A 19,458-nucleotide genomic window follows, 5' to 3' on the forward strand; every position below is an offset into this window, starting at 1 on the left:
CGCTGCCTGCAAAGTTACATCTGCCGCAAGTGCTCGGTTGCTCAGGAGCGGCTTCCTGTGTGGATCGGCAGTCACGGTACGCCCGGATCGCGGGCTCGGTGACGATCCCGGTCCACGGCCAGGAGGCCCGGCTCGGCCCCGTCAGACCGCCGCGGTCTCCACGACCCGGGTCACACCCCGTGCCGCCAGCGCCGCGGGGTCGGCTGCGGTCCGGCTCGTCACGACGGTCACGGCCTCGCCGGCGGCGCGCAGGCGGTGCCAGCGCTCGAAGACGGGGCCGCCCGGTGCCAGGTCCGCCCGACGGATCGGCAGGTCGGCCTCGTCGACGTCGACCACCACGGCACTCGTCCGCGGGGTCGGGATCGGGGACGAGCGCCGTGCGTCGGCGACGACCTCGGCGTAGCGCCGGCCGAGCGGCTTCACGCGGTTGTCGACGTCGAGCAGACCGAGCGAGTACTCCAGGTCCTTGAAGTCGCCCAGGTCGCGGGAGACGTCGTGGGAGCACCACCACGTGACCGCGTGCAGGCGTTCGGACGTGAGGGCCGCGGCGACCGTGCGCTCGAGGAACTCGGGCATCTCGGACTCGGCGAGGTGCCGGTCGGGCGCCCCGACCTCCTGCAGCCAGACGGGTCGCTCGAGGTCGGTGGCGAAGGCGCGGGCGAGCTCGATCATCCACTCGGCGTGCCGGACGGACTCGTCGGAGAGTGCGCCGTACCGACCGGCCACCCCGTTGAAGATCCAGGAGTGCACGGTCGTGACGTCTCCGAGCCGGCTGGCGTGCGCCGGCACGAACGGGTGACCGTCGCGGTACCAGAGGTGGTCGTTCTCGGAGTGCGTGACGACGTGCCGCGGGTCCTTGTCGCGGGGTGCGCCGAGCAGGGACTCGAGCCAGTGCGTCACCTGCGCGGTGTCGGCGGGCATCGCGGCGGGGTTCGGCGGCTGGAACTGGTTGAGCTCGTTGCCCAGGGTCAGTCCGGTGAAGTTCGGGCGGTCGCGCACCGCGTCGTACACGGCGGCGACCAGGGCGGCCTGCGCGTCGATCGCCAGCTGGTCGGTGAACATGTTGCCGTCGTGCCAGTTCACGAGCCACGCGGGGACGAAGTCGAAGCCGGACATGTGCCCCTGGACGACGTCGACGCTGGCGTCCAGCCCGAACTCGGCGGCGATGTCGACCACCAGGGCCACGTCGTCGAGGGCCCGTCGGCGGATGAGCGTGCGGTTCGGCTGCAGGGTCGGCCACAGCGGGAACAGCCGGACGTGGTCGAGGCCGAGGGCGGCGATCGCCTCGAGGTCGCGGCGGATCGCTGATTCCTCCACCGACTGCCACTGGAACATCCAGTCGGTCGAGGGCACGTAGTTCACGCCGAAGCGCGTGGCGGTGGTCATCGGTCTCCTTCGGTCAGGGAACGGTGGCGGCGGCTGGGGCGGGGCCGGTCGAGCCGCGGACGTGCAGGGCGCGCCCGCCGACCTCGGCATCGGTGACCTCGTCACCCCGGACGAGTCGTTCGACCAGGGCGACGGCGGTGCGGGCGGACTCCTCGACGGGGGCGTCGAGGGCGGTCAGCGACGGGCGCACGATCGACGAGACCCACGAGTCCTCCCACGCGACGACGGACAGGTCCTCGGGCACACGGACGCCGAGTTCAGGGGCGTGCGCGATCACCTCGGCCGCGATCGCCTCGCCGTCCAGGACGATCGCGGTGGCGCGGTCCAGTCGGGCGAGCAGGTCGGCCACCGGGTCCTCGGCGTCGGCTCGCCACCCGAGCACGAGCGCGTCCACGCCCCGGCGCGCGGCTGCGGCGGTGAAGCGGGCGTCGCGGGCGCCGGTGTGCGCGAGCGCCGGGCCGTCCCCGACGCGGGCGATCCGGCGGTGCCCGAGCGAACCGAGGTGGTCGAGCAGGGACTCGGTCGCGTCGGCGTCACCCACCGTGACCGCCGGGACGGTGCTGCCGGGGATCGGTGCGCCGAGCATGACGGCCGGGGCCGCCAGGTGCTGGAGCATCGGGATGCGGGGATCGTCGGTCCGGACGTCGACGAGCAGGAAGCCGTCGACCCGCTGCTCGGTCCACCACTGCCGGTAGACGGCGGCTTCGTCGTCGGCCTGCACGAGGGTCACGGACAGCGACCAGCCGATCGCGGCGAGGGGTTCGGTCAGGCCGGCGATCAGCCGCATCGTGAACGGGTCGCGCTGGAAGGTGTCGCGTGAGCGGGCGAGGACCAGTCCCAGGCTGTGCCCTGCGTTGCCGGAGAGCTTGCGGCTCGCCAGGTTCGGCCGCCAGTTCAGGTCGTCGGCGGCCTTGCGGATGCGGGCCGCGGTGGCGGCGGACACGTTCGGCCGCCCGTTGAACACGTGCGAGACCGCCGAGGTCGAGACGCCGGCGCGCTTGGCGACCTGCGCGATGGTCACGCGGCGTCGGTCGACGGCTCCGGCGGTGGTGTCGCTCATGCCGTCGAGCGTAGAGGCTTGACCACGTCGTGTAAAGCGGTATACGTTGCTCGTCACCTGAAGTACACCGCTGTACCAAATGCATCGTGATCGCTCCACCATCCACTGCCAGGGAGGCACCGTGACGGACGGCATCAGTAGGCGCACCCTCATCGGGGCCGGGCTCGGCGCCGGCATCCTCGCGCCGATCCTGGCCGGGTGCAGCGCCCTCACCCCAGCCTCGAGCGGCCCCGGCACGCTGAGCGTGCACACCCAGCTCAGCGGCGCGGTCGCGGGTGCGCAGACGTTCACGGACGTCGTCGCCGCCTACCGTCGCCGCACGGACCGCAAGGTCGCCCTGCTGTCGAACGGGTCCGACCTGCCGATCGTCTTCGAGACGAGTTCCCTCGCCGGCAAGGAAGCCGACGTCGCGATCGTGAACATGGTCGGACGGACGTTGTCCTGGACGGGTGAGGACGCCACGATCGACGTCTCCCGGTACCTCGACGAGTGGGACCTGCGCGACAAGATCATCCCCGAGGCGCTCGAGGAGTGGACCGACGACCAGGGTCGGCTCCGGGCGTTCCCGTTCACCCGGACGAACTGGCCGGTGTCGTTCAACACGGCGCTGCTCGAACAGGCCGGTGTCAGCGAGATCCCGACGACCTCGGACGCGCTCATCGCCGCAGCCGACCGCCTGCGCTCCGCCGGCATCGGGCCGGTCACCGTCGGCGGGTCGGACTGGAGCGGGCAGAAGCTCCTCATGCAGGTGATCCAGGGGTTCGTGTCCCAGGACGAAGCGGCGAAGGTCTTCTCCACGGGCAGGATCTCGGAGAGCGCCGGTGCGGTCCGCGGGGTCGAGCACTTCGTCGAGCTCCGCGACGCCGGGGTCTTCGTGGACTCGGTGCAGGGCTTCACCTCGGACTCCGAACTGACGCAGTTCACCACGCGCAAGGCCGCCATCGTCCCCGCGATGTCCTCCGCCCTGGCGCTGGTGTCGAAGGAACGCGCGAAGGAGGTCACGGTGGGCGGCTGGCCGGTCCCCTCACAGCACGCGGCCATCGCGCACCCGAGCGTCATCAAGAGCTACAACGGGCACGGCATCTGGATCAGCGAGAACGGCCGGGCGAAGCTCGACCTCATCAAGCCCTTCGTGCAGTACCTGTACTCGTCGGCGGTGACGACCGAGTTCGTCCTCGACTCCGGCCGCGACATGAGCCGGATCACCGACACGGTCAGCCGCGACTTCCCGCTCGTCGCCCAGGCGTCGAAGCTCACCGACGACCAGGTCACCCCGGTGATGCTGCCCGACCTGCTCGTGCCCGACTCGGCGTACGAGCCGATGATCCGCGCGACCAGCCTGGCGTACGGCTCAGGCACCTCGTCCGACCGCATCATCGACCTCTTCGAGCGCGCCTACACGGCCGCCTGACCCACCCGACCCTGCGAGAAGGAGCTCCCCATGGCAGTGCTCGTCGAGGAACCACCCGTCCGGTCGGCGTCGACCCCGTCCGGGCCCGCCCGCCGCGGATCCCGCGCCGTCGGCAGCAGCCGCGGCAGCTTCCCGACCTTCGCGATCCCGGCGCTCGTCTGGTACGGCCTGTTCATGATCGGGCCGGTCGTCGCGATGATCGTGATCGCCTTCCTGAGCTGGCCCGGCATGCTCGTCGCGCCGACGTTCGCGGGGCTCGACAACTTCCGGGTGCTGTTCTCCGACGAGACGTTCTGGGCCGCGGTCCGGAACAGCACGGTGCAGATCGTGGTGGGGCTGCCGATCATGATCGTGCTGGCGTTCCTGCTCGCCTTCCACGTCGTGCAGAAGCCGCGCGGTCACAAGGTGCTCCGCTACCTGCTCTTCATCCCGGCGCTCATCTCGGCACCGGCCACGGCGATGATGTTCTACGCGATGCTCAACCCCGACGGCCTGGTCAACGGGGTGCTCGCGACGCTCGGCATCGGCGGCAAGGCCTGGCTGGCCGACCCCGCGACCGCCCTCGGCGCGCTCATCGTCATCGACCTGTGGGCCGGCATCGGGTACTCGGCGGTGCTCATCGCGAGCCGGCTCGACGGCGTCGACACCGAGGTCGTGCAGGCCGCCCGCATGGACGGCGCCGGATCGTGGCGGCTGGCGTGGGGTGTGTACTGGCCGATCGCTCGCGACTTCATCGGGGTGGTGGCGATGCTGCAGTTCCTGTCGATGCTCTTCAGCTCGGCGCAGAACGTGCTCCTGCTGACCCAGGGCGGCCCGGGCACCGCGACCACGACGTTGTCGTACCTCGTGTACCAGAAGGCGTTCGTCGACACCGACCTCGGCTACAGCCAGGCCGTCGGCGTCGTCCTGTTCGTGCTCGGACTCGCCGGGATGTTCGTCATCCGCCGTGTCCTGCGCAAGACCCACTGACCGCCCCTGACCGACAGACCCCGGGAGACCACCATGGCGAAGCCCACCGCCGGCATCCGGCTGCGAGACCGGATCGGCTCCATCACGAGCGGCACCGTGGCGTGGATCTACGCCGCCCTGCTGATCCTGCCCTTCTACTACTTCGTGGTGTCGTCGTTCAAGGACAACGACGGCATCTTCGAGTCCCCGTTGGCGCTGCCCGCGTCGTGGGACCTGTCGAACTTCACCGAGGCGATCCGCCAGGCCTCGCTCGGACCGGCCATCGCGAACTCGGCGATCACGACGGTGGCGGCCCTCGTGCTGACCCTCGTCCTCGCGCTGCCGGCGTCGTTCGCCCTCGCCCGGGCCACCGGCCGCGCCGGACGGATCGTCGAGGGACTGTTCTCGCTCGGGTTCCTCATCCCGTCGTTCGCGGCGCTGTTCCCGACGTTCCTGCTCGCCGCCGGGATGGGGCTGTTCCACACCCGGACGTTCCTCGTGCTCCTGCTGCCGGCGACCGCGATGCCCCTGGCCGTCGTGATCCTGACGCAGTTCATGCGGACGATCCCGCGCGAGCTGGAGGAGGCCGCGTCGATGGACGGCGCCTCGGCGTGGCAGGTGATGCGACAGGTGTACCTGCCGATCTGCATCCCGGGCATCGCCACGGTGCTGCTGCTGAACTTCCTGTCGTTCTGGAACGAGTACCTGTACGCCCTGGTGCTCATCGGTCCGGACACCGCACAGCGGACGATCCAGGTGGCGCTTCCGACGCTGAAGGTCGATGCCGGCACCGACTACGGGATGCTCATGGCCGGCACGCTGTTCACGCTGCTGCCGGTGTACCTCGTGTACTCGATCCTGCAGCGCCAGATGCAGCGCGCCCTGGTCTCCGGAGCGATCAAGGGATGACCGAGCACTCGACCGAGCACCCGACCGCGCACCCGACCGGCCACCAGACCGCGACCAGCCTCGACGTCCGCGCCCGCATCGGCCAGCTCAACCAGCGCCTGAAGGGCTGGGAGGCCGTCCGCTGGGTCGACGGCCGCCCGCGGATCACCGACGTCCTGCGCGCCGAGGTCGACCGGTGGGGCGGGATCGGCGCGGTCTACGGTGTGCTCCGCGCCGACCCCTGGTCCGGCGTGCACTGGGGCAACGGCATCCCGCCCGAACGCTCCGCCGAGGCCTACGCCGCCGTGCAGGACCACATCGTCGCGCACAGTGACGGCGGCGTCCCCACGCTCTTCGTGGAAGAGGTGCCGCACGGACTGCAGGCCCTCGGCGGCACGACGGTGCCCGTGAACCTCGCGCTCGGCGCCGCGATGGACGAGCAGCTCGTCGAGGACCTCGCGGCCGCGATCGCCGCCGAGGTCCGCGCCCGCGGCACCCACGTCGCCCTCGTCTCCGGGCTCGACGTCCTGCGCGACCCCCGGTGGGGCCGGAGCGAGGAGTGCTGGTCGGAGGACGCCGCGCTCGCCGCGATCATGGTCGCCGCCACCGTCCGGGGGATGCAGGGCGGCGGCCCGGGCCCCATCGACGACCGACACGTCGCGGTCGTCGCGAAGCACCTGGCCGGGCAGGGCGCCGGCATCGGTGGGCGGAACGGTTCCGGTGCCCCGATCGGCCGCCGTGAGCTCGCCGAGGTGCACCTCCCGCCGGCGCTCGCCGCGGCACGCGAACACGTCGCCGGGTTCATGGCGGCGTACAACGACGTCGACGGGGTGCCGTGCTGCGGCAACCGCGACCTGCTCACCACCACGATCCGCGACACCTGGGGCTGGGACGGGCTCGTGATGGCCGACGGCACCGCCATCGACCGACTGCGCGACGTCGCTCCCGACCCGGCCTCGGCGGCTGCGCTCGCGCTCCGTGCCGGGGTCGACCTGAGCCTGTGGGACGAGGCGTACACGCACCTCGACGAGGCACTGGACCGGAGCCTGATCAGCACCGACGACCTGGACCAGGCGGTGGACCGGGTGCTCGCCCTCAAGCGCCGTGTCGGCCTGCTCGCGACGCCGACACCAGCACCACCTACGACACCCGCACCACCAACGACACCAGCACCAGCAGCGACCACGACGCGCGCCGAGCCACCGGAGCGCACGACCGTCGCCCTCGCCGAGCGTGCCGCCCGCCGCGCCGTGGTCGCCCTGGGCGGAGCGCTGCCCGCGATCGCACCCGACGCCGTCGTCGCCGTGGTCGGCCCGAACGCCGACGACGTCGACGCCCTGCTCGGCGACTACTCACCGCCGCGGCCGCCCGACGACCCCGGTGCGTCCACCGTCCGCTCCGCCCTGGAGGCCCGGCTCGGCCCCGCCCGGATCCGCACCGCCCGGGGCAGCGGGCTCCGACAGCCCCTGCCGGGCCCCGACGGGCTCCTCGCGGTCCGCACGGCGCTCCTCGGCGCCGACGTGGCCGTGGTGGTGCTCGGTGGCTCGAGCCGTCGCGCGTACGACGACGGCTTCGAGGACAACGGCGCCGTCAGCGGTCCGGCCCCGGACACCACGAACGGCGAGGGGGTCGACCTGGCCTCGATCGCCGTGCCCGAGGCGCAGCTCGACGTGCTCCGCGCCGCCCGCGAGAGCGGCCTGCCGGTCGTCGCGGTCGTCGTCGACGGTCGACCGCGGGTCCTGACCGAGGTGCTCGCCCTGGCGGACAGCGTGCTGGTCGTGCCGTTCCCGGGGCCCTCCGGTGGTCGAGCCGTCGCGGACGTGCTGTTCGGCGCCCCGGCCGAGGGGCGACTCCCCGCGACGTGGCCCGGCGCCGACGGTGTCCTGCCCGTGGCGCACGACGAGCGCCTCGAGACGGCACGCGGCTACGTCGACGTGACCAGCCGTTCGACCGTGACCGGTGCACCCGGGCCGGGTGGCGGGGTGGACGTCCGTCTGGCGGAGGGGAGCGACGCGGTGACTGTTGTGCGCCTCCTGGCCGGGGGGACGGTGATCGTCCCGGTGACGGTGCGCAACACGTCGGACGCGCACCGTCGGGTCTCGGTGCCCCTGTGGGGGCGGCGGCGTGAACCCGGTGTCCGTCCGCGGCGACGGCGACTGCTCGCCCTGGTGACGGTCGACGTGCCCGCCGGCGGGACCGTCGACACCGCGTACGCGCTCGGACTCGATGCGCTCGGCACGTGGGACGCTGGTCTCCGGCTCGGTGCACGGCCGCTCGAACTCGACTGCTGGACGGACGACGTGCTCGATCCACCCGGGTCGACGCGGACCGTCCGCGTCACCGACGGACAGGAGTCAGTGCGATGGGTGTCGTGACGCAGACGCAGCTCGAGGAGATCACGCCGACGCTGGTGGCGGCCGCCGACCGGGTCCGGGCCGCGGTCGGCACCGAGGTCGGCGACCGCGTGGAGCGCGCGCTGGTCCGCACGCTGCGGGACACGATCTCGCTCGACGACGACGGTGCCTTCGTGATCACGGGGGACATCCCGGCGATGTGGCTCCGCGACTCGACGACGCAGATGACCCCGTACCTGCGGTTCGTGGCGGAGGACCCGGCGCTCGCGGAGCTGCTCTGGGCGGTCGTGCGGCGGCAGTTCCGGCTGATCGAGCACGACCCGTACGCCAACTCGTTCAACCGCGAGCCGAACGGCGCGCACTACGACGCCGACGACCGCAACGCCGACCCGCTGGTGTGGGAGCAGAAGTACGAGGTCGACAGCCTGGCCTACCCGGTGACCTTCGCACACGCCCTGTGGCGGTCGACCGGGTCGACCGCGGTGCTGGACGAACGGGCGCACCGGGTGTTCCGGACGATCGTGGCGCAGTGGCGGACCGAACAGGACCACGACACCTCCGAGTACCGGTTCGTGCGCGACGGGGCGATCCCGACCGAGACCCTGGCGCGCGACGGCCGTGGCACCCCGGTCGCGGTGACGGGCATGACATGGTGCGGGTTCCGCCCGTCGGACGACGCCTGCACCTACGGCTACAACGTGCCGGCGAACCTGTTCGCCGCCGAGGCGCTGCTCGCCGTCGCCGCGATCGCGCGGGACGTCTGGTCCGACACCGGCCTGGCGGACGACGCCGACGTGCTGCGCGCGAGCATCCTGGACGGCGTCCGGCAGCACGGCGTGGTGGCCGGGCCGGCGGGCGAGGACGTCTACGCCTACGAGGTCGACGGGCTCGGCGGCGTGCTGCTGATGGACGACGCGAACACCCCGTCGCTGCTGTCCCTGCCGCTCTCCGCGCCGTCGGTGCTCGACGACTCGGTGTGGGCGGCGACGCGGGACTTCGTGCTGTCACCGGCGAACCCGTACTGGTTCAGCGGAACCGCGGCGGCCGGCGTCGGCAGCCCGCACACGTTGCCGCAGCGGGTGTGGCCGATCGCCTTGGCGGTCGAGGGCCTGGTGTCCGGGTCGCCGGCCCGCCGTCGGGAGCTGCTCGACGTGCTCGTGGCGACCGACGGCGGGACCGGCGACATGCACGAGTCGTTCGACGTCGAGGACCCGGCGCAGTTCTCGCGCCCGTGGTTCTCGTGGGCCGACGCGATGTTCTGCGAACTGGCACTGGCGGCGGCCGAGGACTGATCCTCGACCGCCGCCAGTGCGGGTCTTGCGGGTGGTCGACTAGGCGCCGAGTGCGGCGTCCACGATCTCCTTGGCCTCGCGCTGCACCTGCTCCAGGTGCTCCTGCCCGACGAAGCTCTCGGCGTAGATCTTGTAGACGTCCTCGGTGCCGGACGGCCGTGCGGCGAACCAGGCCCTGTCGGTGACGACCTTGACGCCGCCGACGGCCGCGTCGTTGCCGGGGGCCTTCGACAGCTTGGCGGTGATCGGGTCGCCCGCCAGGGTCTCGGCGGTGATGGCGTCGCCGTCGAGCTTCGACAGGCGGGCCTTCTGCTCCTTCGAGGCCGCGGCGTCGACGCGCTGGTAGACCGGATCGCCGAAGCGCTCGGTCAGCTCGACGTACAGCTGCGAGGGGGTCTTGCCGGTGACGGCGACGATCTCGGACGCCAGGAGCGCCAGGATGATGCCGTCCTTGTCGGTCGTCCACGCCGTGCCGTCGGTGCGCAGGAACGACGCACCCGCCGACTCTTCGCCACCGAACGCGACGGAGCCGTCGATCAGTCCGGGCACGAACCACTTGAAGCCGACCGGGACCTCCCACAGACGACGCCCGAGCGACTCGGCGACGCGGTCGATGATGCTCGACGACACCAGGGTCTTGCCGATGGCCGCGTCGTCGCGCCAGGCCGGACGGTGTGCGTAGAGGTACTCGATCGCGACGGCGAGGTAGTGGTTCGGGTTCATCAGGCCGCCGTCGGGTGTGACGATGCCGTGCCGGTCGGAGTCGGCGTCGTTGCCCGTCAGGACGTCGAACTCGTCCTTGTGCGCCAGGACCGAGGCCATCGCCGAGGGGCTCGACGGGTCCATCCGGATCTTGCCGTCCCAGTCGAGCGTCATGAACGACCAGGTCGGGTCGACGTCCGGGTTCACCACGGTCAGGTCGAGGCCGTAGTGGTCGCGGATGAGGTTCCAATAGGGCAGCGATGCGCCACCGAGCGGGTCGGCGCCGATCTTCACCCCGGCACGCTTGATCGCGGCGATGTCGATGATGTTCTCGAGGTCGGCGACGTAGGTGTGCAGGAAGTCGTAGCGGTCGGGGGTGGCGTGCTCGGTGCGCTGCACCTCGGCGTTGCCGCCCTCGATGATCGCGTTCGCCCGGTTGGCGATCCAGCTCGTGGCGTCGCTGTCGGCGGGGCCGCCGTGCGGCGGGTTGTACTTGAAGCCGCCGTCGCGGGGCGGGTTGTGGCTCGGCGTGATGACGATGCCGTCCGCCGTGTCGGGGTTGCCGGCGCGGTTGTAGCGGATGATCGCGTGGCTGAGCGCGGGGGTCGGCACGTAGCCGTTGTCGCTGTCGGCCAGGACGTGCACGCCGTTCGCTGCCAGGACCTCGAGCGCGGTGCGCTCCGCGGGGCCGGACAGGGCGTGGGTGTCGCGCCCGATGAAGAGCGGGCCGTCGGTGCCCTGCGACTGCCGGTACTCGACGATCGCCTGCGTGATCGCGGCGATGTGGGTGTCGTTGAAGGCGGAGTCGAGCGAGGAGCCGCGGTGGCCGGAGGTGCCGAACACGACCTGCTGCTCGGCGACGGAGACATCGGGCACACGGTCGTAGTAGGCGGCGACGAGTGCGTCGATGTCGACGAGGTCGTCTGCGGTCGCGGGGGTGCCGGCGCGGTCGTTCATGGGTCCATCCTGGCATCGCGCACCCGGACGCGTCCGGCCGGCGCACAGCCCGGGCCGCAGAGCGCGGTCGGAGCCGTGTCCACCGACCGGGGCGACGGCACGGCTCAGGCGGTGCGGAAGGAGCCGGTCGCCGTGCGGAACGAGCCCGTCGCGGTCCGGGTGGACGCGGTCCAGGTGCCGGGACGCGACCGCTGCACGTCGGTGAAGCGCCCGAGGCGTCCGGTGATCGGCGCACCCGTGTAGGTGCCGACCGAGTCGGTGGAGCGGGTGCCCGTGAAGGACCCGCGCTCGTCACGGCCGCGGAGTCCGGACACGAAGGTACCGCCGAGCGGGAAGGTGCTGTTCGTCATGTGCTCGACCGTACGTGACTGTCTTGCATGATGCAAAACAAGTGCACGAACGTGCGTGATCAGGCCATGAGCTCGCAAAAGCTCCGGCCCGCGACCGTCCAGCTCTGCCGCGCCACGAGGCCGGCGTCCGCCGCGTGCCGGTGCAGCGCGTCGAGACCGACCTCGGCCCAGGGGAACCCGGCGCTCTCGTGGCCGTCGGCGTCCACCACGCGGGCGGTGTACACCCGGTCGGCCAGCGGGTCGGGGTTCGTCTCGACGATCACCCGTCCACCGGCGCGGACGATCTCGCCGCAGCGCTCGAGCAGCGCAGCGGGGTCGCCACCGATGCCGATGTTGCCGTCGATGACCAAGGCGGTGTCCCAGTGCCCCTCGTCGGGGACCGCGTCGAACACCGACCCCTGGATCGCGGTGCCGCCGGACCGCTGCGCGATCGCCACGGCCTCGGCCGAGACGTCCACGCCGAGTGCGGGGATGCCGCGGTTGCGCGCGGCGACGAGCATCCGCCCGGGGCCGCAGCCGATGTCGATCACGGGGCCGTCGGCGTCGTCGAGCAGCGAGCGGTCGACCCGGTCGGCCGCGGCGCTCCACCGGCCGACGTCCATCGTCGTGACGACGTCGGGGCGGTCCGGGTCGGTCAGCCGGAGCCGTCCGTCCGAGCGCAGGGCCCGGGCGTACGGCTCGCCGCCGCCGGCGCCGAAGGAGACGGGTGCGTGCATGGTCATCGGAGACTCCCCACGGTCTCGGCACGGAGTGCCTGGGTGAAGCCGGAGTCCGGCGCGAGTTCGGCGACGCGTTCGGCGTCGGGCATCGTGTCGACGTCGAGCAGCTCACCGAGGATCCCGACGTCGAGGCCGGCGTCGGTCAAGCGTGCGAGCTGGACGGCGCCGGTGTCGTCCTGCGACATCGGGACGCCCCGGAGCAGGTCGCCGGTCGGGGCCTGCAGGTAGAGCGACCAGAAGCCGCCGTCCTCGGCGGGGCCGAACCACGCGTCGCGCTCGGGCTGGTCGAACACCGGGGCGAGCGCGTCGGTGGACACCTGCGGGGTGTCCATCCCGACGAGCAGCAACGGGCCGTCGATCGCGTCGAACAGGAACCCGAGGCGCTCGTCGAGCCCGCCGCCGGGCTGGTGGAGGACGTCGAAGCCGTCGGCCGACTCCGGGACGACGTCGCCGTCGAAGAACAGGACGCGGCGGTCAGCAGGCAGCGCGCGCACGGTCGACAGGGTGTCGGCGAGGCTCGCGGACGCGACTCGTGCGGCACCCTCGGGGGAGAGCGCCGGGGTCAGCCGGGTCTTCACCTTGCCGGGCAGGCACTCCTTCGCGACCACGGCCACGGTGATGCCGGCGGTCATGCGCGCGTCCCCTCGACCGAGGCGGCGACGGGTGCGGAGTCGGGCCGTACCGCGGAACCGGTCGCGGCGGTGGAGCCGGCCACGTGACGGACGGATGCCGGTGCGACGACCCGGACACGGGCCTCCCGGCGGTACGCGCGCAGCAGGCGGGTCATGTCGCGGACCGCGTTCACCGTGCCGCGGAGCGTCCCGGTCACCTTGCTGTCGCCGATGCGCTGTGCGTAGCCGATGTCGGACTCGTCGACGCGCCACCCGGCCGCGTGTGCGGCCAGGACCATCTCGAGCGGGTAGCCGCTGCGGCGGTCCTGCAGGTCCAGGGCGACGAGGTCCTCGCGGCGCATGACGCGCATCGGGCCGAGGTCGCGCAGGCGGTAGCCGGTCGCGCGGTGCATCAGGACGGCGAGGACGCGGTTCGCGAACCGGGCGTGCGGCGCCCAGGCGCCCTTGCTCGTCGGGACACGTCGTCCGAGCGCCAGGTCGACGCGGCCGCTCGCGACACGGTCGACCAGCGGCGGCAGTTCGGCGGGGTCCATCGAGGCATCCGCGTCGCAGAAGGCGACGAAGTCGGCGGTGGCCGCCGCGACGCCCGCGGCGCAGGCGGAGCCGAAGCCCTTCACCCGTTCCGTGACGACGAGGGCGCCGTGCGCGCGGGCGACGTCGGCCGAACCGTCGGTCGAGCCGTTGTCCACCACGATCGCGCGGTAGCCCTCCGGAAGGCGAGCGATCACCTTCGGCAGGGCATCGGCCTCATCGAGGCACGGGAGGATGACGTCGACACTCATGTCCGTCATTCGGTGCCGGTCGTCAGATCGACGGGTCTGTCCTGTCATGCACTCGACGTAACACGACGACGCGCGTCGGGGTACAGGAAACTGCCGGGTCCTGGTCGTTTCGCGTGCTCGGCGCACGCCTGGTCCCCAGAACGGGGGACAGGATGCGCGCGTGTCGCTCGTCGGGATGTCGCAGGACGCCGTCGTGTCGTCGAGACGCCGCCGGATCCGGCGGAGTCTCGCGCACCAGGGGGCGTGCTGCAGAGACGACGGCGTCCAGCGCGGCCGTGGGGCGGGGACTGCGGACGGGAGGCGCGGGCGCGGCCGCCACGGGCCTCCCGTCCGGTGGCTGGTCGCGTTCTCAGGCGTCGCTCGCGGCGAGCGACCCGCTCACGCGTTCCGGCTAGCGGACGGCGCTGCGGAGGGGCGCGGTCGCGAAGTCGCGCATGCCGGCCACGAAGTCGACCTCGGCGCGCCAGCCGAGCTCGGCGGCGATGCGGTCCGAGCTCGCCGTGACGTGGCGGACGTCGCCCAGACGGTACTCGCCCGTGACGACCGGCTGCGGACCGTCGGGGCCCGCGATCGCCGCGGCCATGTCGCCGATCGTGTGCACGACGCCGGAGCCGACGTTGTACGCGCGGAACGAGTCGGCGGGCAGGTCGGCGGTCGCGGCGATCGATGCGGCGTTCGCTCCGGCGACGTCGTCGACGTGCACGAAGTCGCGGCGCTGGGCGCCGTCCTCGAAGACGCGCGGGGCCTCGCCGCGGGCCAGCGCCGAGCGGAACAGAGACGCGACACCGGCGTAGGGGGTGTTCGCGGGCATGCCGGGTCCGTAGACGTTGTGGTAGCGGAGCGCGATCGCCCGGCCACCCGTCGCGCGCGCCCAGCTCGAGGCCAGGTGCTCCTGCGCGACCTTCGTCTGCGCGTACACGTTCCGGGGGTCGAGCGCGGCGGACTCGTCGATCAGTCCGGGCAGCAGGGGGTGACCGTCCGCGCCGATCGGGTCGAAGCGACCGGCGTCGAGGTCCTCGCGGCGGCGGGCCGGCGGACGGACGGGCTCGCCGTCGGACGTCGTGTACGCGCCCTCGCCGTAGACGACCATCGAGCTCGCGACGACGAGCCGGCCGATCTCGTGCCGGTCCATGCCGGCGAGGACGTAGGCGGTGCCGGCGTCGTTCGACGAGACGTAGTCGGGGGCGTCCTGGAAGTCGACGCCGAGGCCGACCTTGGCGGCCTGGTGGCAGACGACGTCGACCCCGTCGAGCGCGGCGTCGAGCGAGACCCGGTCGCGGACGTCGCCGTGCACGAACTCGATGCCCTGCTGCTGGTGGGCGCGCACGACCTCGCCGGGGTCGCCGTGGACGTCGTCGCGGAGGGAGTCGAGGACGCGGACCTCGTGGCCGTCGGCCAGCGCGCGGCGGACGATCGCGGAGCCGATGAAGCCGGCGCCGCCGGTGACGAGCAGGCGGGTCATGCGGTGGTGCCCGCGGTCATGGTGGGCCCCGTGCTGGCGGCGGTGGGCTGGGTCTGCACGATGCTGGCGCTGGCGCTCGCCGGGACGAGTTCGCGCGGCGTGAAGTCGGCGGGGATCGCGCCGACGATCCCGCCGATGGCGCGGACGATCACCTCGTTGGCGCGGGCGAGACGCTCCATCACGAGGGCGTGGGTGACGGGTGCGCCGGCGTCGTCGGCTGCGTCCGCTGCGTTCGCTGCGTCCGAGGTGGCCGCGTGGGCGGCCGCTGCGGCGGCTTCGTCCTCGGTCGGAGCCAGGCCGGCGTCGGCGTCCGTGACGAACGACAGGTTGACGGTCGCGATGCCGAGCTCGGCGGCGAGCGGGACCTCGGGGGTCATCGTCATGTTGATGGTGTGGCCACCGGCCTCGCGCAGCCAGACGGACTCGGCGCGCGTCGAGAACCGGGGGCCCTGGATGACGACGCACGTGCCGGTCGGACGGAACGGCACGTCGAGTGCGGCGATCGCGTCGACGGCCGCGCGCCGCAGCGTCGGGTCGAACGGGTCGGCGAACGACAGGTGCTGGACGTCGTCCTCGAAGAACGTGTCCGCGCGGCCGAAGGTGCGGTCGATGAGCTGGTCGGTAACGACGAAGGTGCCCGGGGCGTAGTCGGGGTGCAGACCACCGACGGCGCTCGAGGACACGATCGCCCGGACGCCCAGGGAGCGGAGCGCCCACAGGTTCGCGCGGTGGTTGATGCGGTGCGGGGCGACGGAGTGCTCACGACCGTGCCGGGTGAGGAACGCGACCCGACGTCCGGACATCGTGCCGATGCTGATCGGGCTCGACGTCGGGCCGAACGGCGTCGGCACGTCCAGCTCCTCGGCGGTCCCCTCCTCGAACAGCTGGTAGAGGCCGGAGCCCCCGATGACACCGATCGTCACGGCTTCGTCGTTCTCCACAGGTCCTCCGAAAGGTCGTCGGCGCGGTCTGCGCGCTGGATACGCTACTGACGCCGGCCCCGGACGAACCGGGAGCGGCGACACCATCCCTGTTCGGAGGCACCTGTGCGAACGATCGGTCAGCACCGCGACGACCTGGCAGCGCTGCTCGCGCCGGTCCTGGCGGGCCTCGGGGGTGCGTCGTGGCGGATCGACGACCTGGCCGCCGACGGCCGTGCCGGTCACGGGCACCGCGTGCTCGCTGCACCCGTCGCCTCACCGGTCCCGTTGCCGCCCTTCGACAACAGCCAGATGGACGGCTTCGCGGTCCGGGTGGCCGATGCCGGGCAGGACGTCCGGGTCGTCGCGCCCATCCCCGCCGGGGTCGTCCCCGCACCGCTCTCCGCCGGCACAGCGGCACCGATCATGACCGGCGCGCGGATCCCCGACGGTGCCGATGCCGTCTTCCCGGTGGAGGCCACCTCGCCGGGGTCCTTCCCGGCTGCGCTCGACCTGCGGTACGTCACGGCGCCCGCCGACCTCGTGCCGGGCACCTTCGTGCGAGCAACCGGCAGCGACCTGGACCTCGGTGCGTCCATCGCTCCGACCGGTGCGCCGATCACCCCAGCCCTGCTCGGCGCGCTCGCGTCCGCCGGAGTGTCCACCGTGCAGGTCCGTCGACCACTGCGGGTCCTCGTGGTCTCGACCGGCTCCGAACTGCAGGGAGCCGACACCGACGCGGCGACGATCGGCGACGCGAACGGCATCGCGCTGCAGGCGGCGCTCGCCGAGGTCGGTGCTTCGTCCCGCACGGTCCGGGTCCCCGACGACGTCGACGCGTTCGTCATCGCGCTCGACGACGCCGTGGGGGACTGGGCCGACCTCGTGCTCACCACCGGCGGCATCAGTGCCGGTGCGTACGAGGTCGTGCGGCAGGCACTCGAACCCCGCGGGCTCGCCGTCACCCCGGTCGCGATGCAGCCCGGCGGGCCGCAGGCGTTCGGCAGCGTGGAGCTCGCCGGTCGACCGGTACCGGTGGTGTCGTTCCCCGGCAACCCGGTGTCGGCGCTCGTCTCGTTCGAGGTCTTCCTCCGTCCGCTGCTCGCACCCCTCGTCGGGCTGCCGGCCGACCGCCCCGAGCTGCACCTGCCCGCGGCCTCGGCTGCGCAGTCACCGGGTGGCAAGCACCAGGTGCGGCGTGGCCGGGTGGCCGACGGGGTCGTCCACTTCGTGGGCGGACCGAGTTCCCACCTGCTCGCGCACTACGCCGCCGCCACCCACCTCGTCCACGTCCCGGTGGGGGTCGACGCCGTCGAACCCGGTGACGTCCTGACCGTCTGGAGCCTCCGATGACCGAATCCGTCGCCACGTCCGATCACTCAGGTCCGTCCGATCAGTCGGGACCGGCCGAGCCGGCCGCTCCGTCCGACGCGGCCGAGCTGTCGCACGTGCGCGCCGACGGGTCCGCGCACATGGTCGACGTGTCCGCGAAGCACGTCACCGACCGCTCGGCGACCGCCACCGCCACGCTCGTCACCCGGCCCGACGTCGTCGCCCGCATCCTCGACGGTTCCCTGCCGAAGGGCGAGGTCATCGGCACCGCCCGCATCGCCGCGATCATGGCCGTGAAGAAGACCTCTGACCTCATCCCGCTCTGCCACCCGCTCCCCATCGCCGGGGTGCAGGTCGACATCACCGGTGCCGACGACCGCGTGCTGATCGAGGTCTCGGTCCGCACGACCTCGCGCACCGGCGTCGAGATGGAAGCGCTGACCGGCGCGAGCGTCGCCGCGCTGACCGTGTACGACATGGTGAAGGCCGTCGACCGGGCGGCCTCGATCACGGACGTCCGAGTGCTCGAGAAGCACGGCGGTCGGTCCGGAGACTGGAGCAACCGATGACCTCGCAGCCGACCAGGGGCCGTGCCGCCGTCGTGGTGGTGTCCACGCAGGCTGCCGTCGATCCGGCACTCGACCGCACCGGACCCGTCATCGCGGGGTGGCTGCGCGAGCGGGACTTCACCGTCGCCGAGCCCGTGATCGTCCCCGACGGCGGGGCGATCACCGAGACCGTGACCGCCGAACTGCTGGCCGGGGCCCGGATCGTCATCACGACCGGCGGCACCGGAGTCACCCCGACCGACCGGACGCCCGAGGCCGTCGCGCCCCTCATCGACCTGGAGCTGCCCGGTGTCCTCGAAGAGGTCCGTCGTCGCGGGCTCGCGGGGGCCGGTCCGACCGCACTGCTGAGCCGCGGCATCGCCGGCATCAGCACCGGCGGATCCCTCATCGTCACGCTGCCCGGGTCGCGCGGCGGGGTGGCGGACGGACTGGCCGTGCTCGACGGGCTGGTCGACCACGTGCTCGCGCAGGTGCACGGCGAGGGCCACGCGCCCCGGAGCGCGTCATGACCGCGGCGCCGGCGTCGGCGCCGGCCCCGGGTGCGCGCGTCGTCCTCGCTGACGTCGTCGACCGGGGGATCACCGTCGACGAGGTCTCCGCCGTCGTCGCCACCGACCAGGACGGCGCCGTCGTCACCTTCGCCGGCGTCGTCCGCGACCACGACGGCGGCAAGGGCGTCACCGCGCTCGACTACGAGCGGCACCCCAGCGCCGGTGACGTCATCGCCGAGGTCGCCCGCACCGTCGCCGACGCGCACCCTGACGTCCGGATCGCCGTGCTGCACCGCGTCGGGTCGCTCGGCATCGGGGACGTCGCGCTCGCCGCGGCGGTGGCGTCGTCGCACCGCGCGCAGGCGTTCGCAGCGTGCGGGGAGCTGGTCGACCTGGTCAAGGAGCGGGTGCCGATCTGGAAGCACCAGCGGTTCACCGACGGCACGGACGAGTGGGTCGCCGCCCTGTAGGACGCCGACCCTGTGCGCCTTCGCAACCGCGACGCTCGTTCGGGGAATGGTGAGACTCCAAGCGGATCCATAGAATCGCGAACATGAGCGTTCTGCTGCCCGGGATCACCGTCATCCTGCTGGTCTTCGCCCTGATCGACATCCTGACCAAGAACGACGACCAGATCCGCGGACTCCCGAAGATCGCGTGGGTGATCCTCGTGATCCTGGTCCCCGTCGTCGGCAGCATCGTCTGGTTCGCCATCGGCCACGACTGGGCCCCGGGCGAGCGGAACCACGGCCGCTACATCGAACCCGCCCGTCACGAGGACCGGTACGCCACCCTCGGTGATGCCCGGAGCGCCCACGGGGCCAAGCGCATCAGCGGCACGGAGCAGGAGCTCGCCGAACTCGAGCGCGAGATCGAGTACTGGGAGGCGCAGGCTCGCCTGAAGCGCGCGAAGGAAGCCGCCGGCGAGGGCGACGCCGCTCCCGCGAGCTGACGTACCCGACTGCCGGAGCCGGACCGGCCCCGGTGAGCTGACCCGCGCCTCCAGGCCGACGCGCCGGCGCACCGTCGCGCCGTGCGCGGTCGGTCGGCTGGTGCGAGGTTGCCCACTCCGTGCGCCGCTACAACCTCGCACCGAGCGGTCAACCTCGCACCACCTGCCGAAGCCCGCACCGTGCGACCGAGCTGACCCGCGCGTCCAGGCCGACGCGCCGGCGCCGACGCGCCGTCGCACCCGGCGCACCG

The 19,458-nt window shown here is 72.6% G+C and carries 19 protein-coding genes; 10 read left to right on the top strand and 9 right to left on the bottom strand.

The window, feature by feature from the left end:
• Positions 1 to 141: 141 nt before the first annotated feature.
• The gene (locus tag EDF40_RS02215) at positions 142 to 1,386 is read right to left on the bottom strand and encodes a glycosyl hydrolase (RefSeq protein ID WP_123340178.1); all 1,245 of its coding nucleotides are present in this window, start codon (positions 1,384 to 1,386) and stop codon (positions 142 to 144) included.
• 13 nt (positions 1,387 to 1,399) lie between these two features.
• Positions 1,400 to 2,446, bottom strand: a complete 1,047-nt coding sequence (locus EDF40_RS02220; RefSeq protein WP_123340179.1) for a LacI family DNA-binding transcriptional regulator — start codon at positions 2,444 to 2,446, stop codon at positions 1,400 to 1,402.
• Between the two features lie 121 nt (positions 2,447 to 2,567).
• Here EDF40_RS02220 and EDF40_RS02225 point away from each other — a divergent pair, with 121 nt between their 5' ends.
• From EDF40_RS02225 to EDF40_RS02245, 5 genes are read left to right on the top strand one after another with little or no spacing between them, the layout of a single operon-like run.
• A complete protein-coding gene (locus EDF40_RS02225; RefSeq protein WP_123340180.1) occupies positions 2,568 to 3,857 on the top strand; it encodes an ABC transporter substrate-binding protein in 1,290 nt (429 codons plus the stop codon).
• Between the two features lie 30 nt (positions 3,858 to 3,887).
• A complete protein-coding gene (locus EDF40_RS02230) occupies positions 3,888 to 4,826 on the top strand; it encodes a carbohydrate ABC transporter permease (RefSeq protein WP_123340181.1) in 939 nt (312 codons plus the stop codon).
• A gap of 33 nt (positions 4,827 to 4,859) precedes the next feature.
• Positions 4,860 to 5,714, top strand: coding sequence for a carbohydrate ABC transporter permease (locus tag EDF40_RS02235; protein ID WP_123293697.1), 855 nt, complete (start codon positions 4,860 to 4,862; stop codon positions 5,712 to 5,714).
• The gene (locus EDF40_RS02240) at positions 5,711 to 8,068 is read left to right on the top strand and encodes a glycoside hydrolase family 3 protein (protein ID WP_123340182.1); all 2,358 of its coding nucleotides are present in this window, start codon (positions 5,711 to 5,713) and stop codon (positions 8,066 to 8,068) included. Before EDF40_RS02235 ends, EDF40_RS02240 begins: the two co-directional genes overlap by 4 nt.
• Positions 8,056 to 9,339, top strand: coding sequence for a glycoside hydrolase family 125 protein (locus EDF40_RS02245; RefSeq protein WP_123340183.1), 1,284 nt, complete (start codon positions 8,056 to 8,058; stop codon positions 9,337 to 9,339). The genes EDF40_RS02240 and EDF40_RS02245 overlap by 13 nt, the downstream gene beginning before the upstream one ends.
• A 39-nt stretch (positions 9,340 to 9,378) precedes the next feature.
• On the opposite strand, the gene pgm is transcribed toward EDF40_RS02245, so the two are convergent.
• From pgm to EDF40_RS02280, 7 genes are all read right to left on the bottom strand, one after another.
• Positions 9,379 to 10,998 (bottom strand): phosphoglucomutase (alpha-D-glucose-1,6-bisphosphate-dependent), encoded by a 1,620-nt coding sequence (gene pgm / locus EDF40_RS02250; protein WP_123340184.1) that lies wholly within the window; start codon positions 10,996 to 10,998, stop codon positions 9,379 to 9,381.
• Between the two features lie 104 nt (positions 10,999 to 11,102).
• Complete coding sequence (locus EDF40_RS02255; protein WP_123293701.1) at positions 11,103 to 11,348, bottom strand: hypothetical protein; 246 nt, start codon at positions 11,346 to 11,348, stop codon at positions 11,103 to 11,105.
• A 59-nt stretch (positions 11,349 to 11,407) separates the two neighbouring features.
• Entirely contained in the window at positions 11,408 to 12,070 is a 663-nt protein-coding gene (locus tag EDF40_RS02260) for a class I SAM-dependent methyltransferase (RefSeq protein ID WP_123293702.1), read from the bottom strand.
• Positions 12,067 to 12,699, bottom strand: coding sequence for a DUF2064 domain-containing protein (locus EDF40_RS02265; RefSeq protein WP_123340185.1), 633 nt, complete (start codon positions 12,697 to 12,699; stop codon positions 12,067 to 12,069). Before EDF40_RS02265 ends, EDF40_RS02260 begins: the two co-directional genes overlap by 4 nt.
• On the bottom strand, positions 12,696 to 13,481 hold the full coding sequence (locus EDF40_RS02270) for a glycosyltransferase family 2 protein (RefSeq protein WP_311316762.1): 786 nt from the start codon (positions 13,479 to 13,481) through the stop codon (positions 12,696 to 12,698). Before EDF40_RS02270 ends, EDF40_RS02265 begins: the two co-directional genes overlap by 4 nt.
• A 391-nt stretch (positions 13,482 to 13,872) precedes the next feature.
• On the bottom strand, positions 13,873 to 14,943 hold the full coding sequence (locus tag EDF40_RS02275; RefSeq protein WP_123340186.1) for an NAD(P)-dependent oxidoreductase: 1,071 nt from the start codon (positions 14,941 to 14,943) through the stop codon (positions 13,873 to 13,875).
• Positions 14,940 to 15,884, bottom strand: a complete 945-nt coding sequence (locus EDF40_RS02280; protein ID WP_123340187.1) for an MTAP family purine nucleoside phosphorylase — start codon at positions 15,882 to 15,884, stop codon at positions 14,940 to 14,942. Before EDF40_RS02280 ends, EDF40_RS02275 begins: the two co-directional genes overlap by 4 nt.
• Before the next feature lie 105 nt (positions 15,885 to 15,989).
• Between EDF40_RS02280 and glp the strand changes: the two genes are divergently transcribed.
• The 5 genes from glp to EDF40_RS02305 all read left to right on the top strand — a co-directional run bounded on the left by glp (position 15,990) and on the right by EDF40_RS02305 (position 19,207).
• The gene (gene glp / locus EDF40_RS02285) at positions 15,990 to 17,216 is read left to right on the top strand and encodes a gephyrin-like molybdotransferase Glp (RefSeq protein WP_123340188.1); all 1,227 of its coding nucleotides are present in this window, start codon (positions 15,990 to 15,992) and stop codon (positions 17,214 to 17,216) included.
• Between the two features lie 119 nt (positions 17,217 to 17,335).
• A complete protein-coding gene (moaC, locus tag EDF40_RS02290) occupies positions 17,336 to 17,764 on the top strand; it encodes a cyclic pyranopterin monophosphate synthase MoaC (RefSeq protein WP_260213337.1) in 429 nt (142 codons plus the stop codon).
• A complete protein-coding gene (locus EDF40_RS02295) occupies positions 17,761 to 18,273 on the top strand; it encodes a molybdopterin-binding protein (RefSeq protein ID WP_123340190.1) in 513 nt (170 codons plus the stop codon). Before moaC ends, EDF40_RS02295 begins: the two co-directional genes overlap by 4 nt.
• On the top strand, positions 18,270 to 18,725 hold the full coding sequence (locus EDF40_RS02300; protein WP_123340191.1) for a molybdenum cofactor biosynthesis protein MoaE: 456 nt from the start codon (positions 18,270 to 18,272) through the stop codon (positions 18,723 to 18,725). The genes EDF40_RS02295 and EDF40_RS02300 overlap by 4 nt, the downstream gene beginning before the upstream one ends.
• Positions 18,726 to 18,808: 83 nt before the next feature.
• Positions 18,809 to 19,207, top strand: coding sequence for a PLDc N-terminal domain-containing protein (locus tag EDF40_RS02305; protein ID WP_123340192.1), 399 nt, complete (start codon positions 18,809 to 18,811; stop codon positions 19,205 to 19,207).
• Positions 19,208 to 19,458: the final 251 nt, after the last annotated feature.

This window comes from Curtobacterium sp. PhB170 (assembly GCF_003752345.1).
In the GTDB taxonomy this organism is placed as follows: domain Bacteria; phylum Actinomycetota; class Actinomycetes; order Actinomycetales; family Microbacteriaceae; genus Curtobacterium.

Bases quoted from the DNA above. Each gene is read 5' to 3' on its own strand.
- EDF40_RS02245 (WP_123340183.1), top strand. From the start codon at position 8,056: ATGGGTGTCGTGACGCAGACGCAGCTCGAGGAGATCACGCCGACGCTG.
- pgm (WP_123340184.1), bottom strand. From the start codon at position 10,998: ATGAACGACCGCGCCGGCACCCCCGCGACCGCAGACGACCTCGTCGAC.
- EDF40_RS02240 (WP_123340182.1), top strand. From the start codon at position 5,711: ATGACCGAGCACTCGACCGAGCACCCGACCGCGCACCCGACCGGCCAC.
- EDF40_RS02230 (WP_123340181.1), top strand. From the start codon at position 3,888: ATGGCAGTGCTCGTCGAGGAACCACCCGTCCGGTCGGCGTCGACCCCG.
- EDF40_RS02235 (WP_123293697.1), top strand. From the start codon at position 4,860: ATGGCGAAGCCCACCGCCGGCATCCGGCTGCGAGACCGGATCGGCTCC.
- EDF40_RS02300 (WP_123340191.1), top strand. From the start codon at position 18,270: ATGACCGCGGCGCCGGCGTCGGCGCCGGCCCCGGGTGCGCGCGTCGTC.
- EDF40_RS02305 (WP_123340192.1), top strand. From the start codon at position 18,809: ATGAGCGTTCTGCTGCCCGGGATCACCGTCATCCTGCTGGTCTTCGCC.
- EDF40_RS02255 (WP_123293701.1), bottom strand. From the start codon at position 11,348: ATGACGAACAGCACCTTCCCGCTCGGCGGTACCTTCGTGTCCGGACTC.
- EDF40_RS02265 (WP_123340185.1), bottom strand. From the start codon at position 12,699: ATGACCGCCGGCATCACCGTGGCCGTGGTCGCGAAGGAGTGCCTGCCC.
- EDF40_RS02260 (WP_123293702.1), bottom strand. From the start codon at position 12,070: ATGACCATGCACGCACCCGTCTCCTTCGGCGCCGGCGGCGGCGAGCCG.
- EDF40_RS02270 (WP_311316762.1), bottom strand. From the start codon at position 13,481: ATGAGTGTCGACGTCATCCTCCCGTGCCTCGATGAGGCCGATGCCCTG.
- EDF40_RS02220 (WP_123340179.1), bottom strand. From the start codon at position 2,446: ATGAGCGACACCACCGCCGGAGCCGTCGACCGACGCCGCGTGACCATC.
- EDF40_RS02215 (WP_123340178.1), bottom strand. From the start codon at position 1,386: ATGACCACCGCCACGCGCTTCGGCGTGAACTACGTGCCCTCGACCGAC.
- EDF40_RS02295 (WP_123340190.1), top strand. From the start codon at position 17,761: ATGACCTCGCAGCCGACCAGGGGCCGTGCCGCCGTCGTGGTGGTGTCC.
- moaC (WP_260213337.1), top strand. From the start codon at position 17,336: ATGGTCGACGTGTCCGCGAAGCACGTCACCGACCGCTCGGCGACCGCC.
- EDF40_RS02275 (WP_123340186.1), bottom strand. From the start codon at position 14,943: ATGACCCGCCTGCTCGTCACCGGCGGCGCCGGCTTCATCGGCTCCGCG.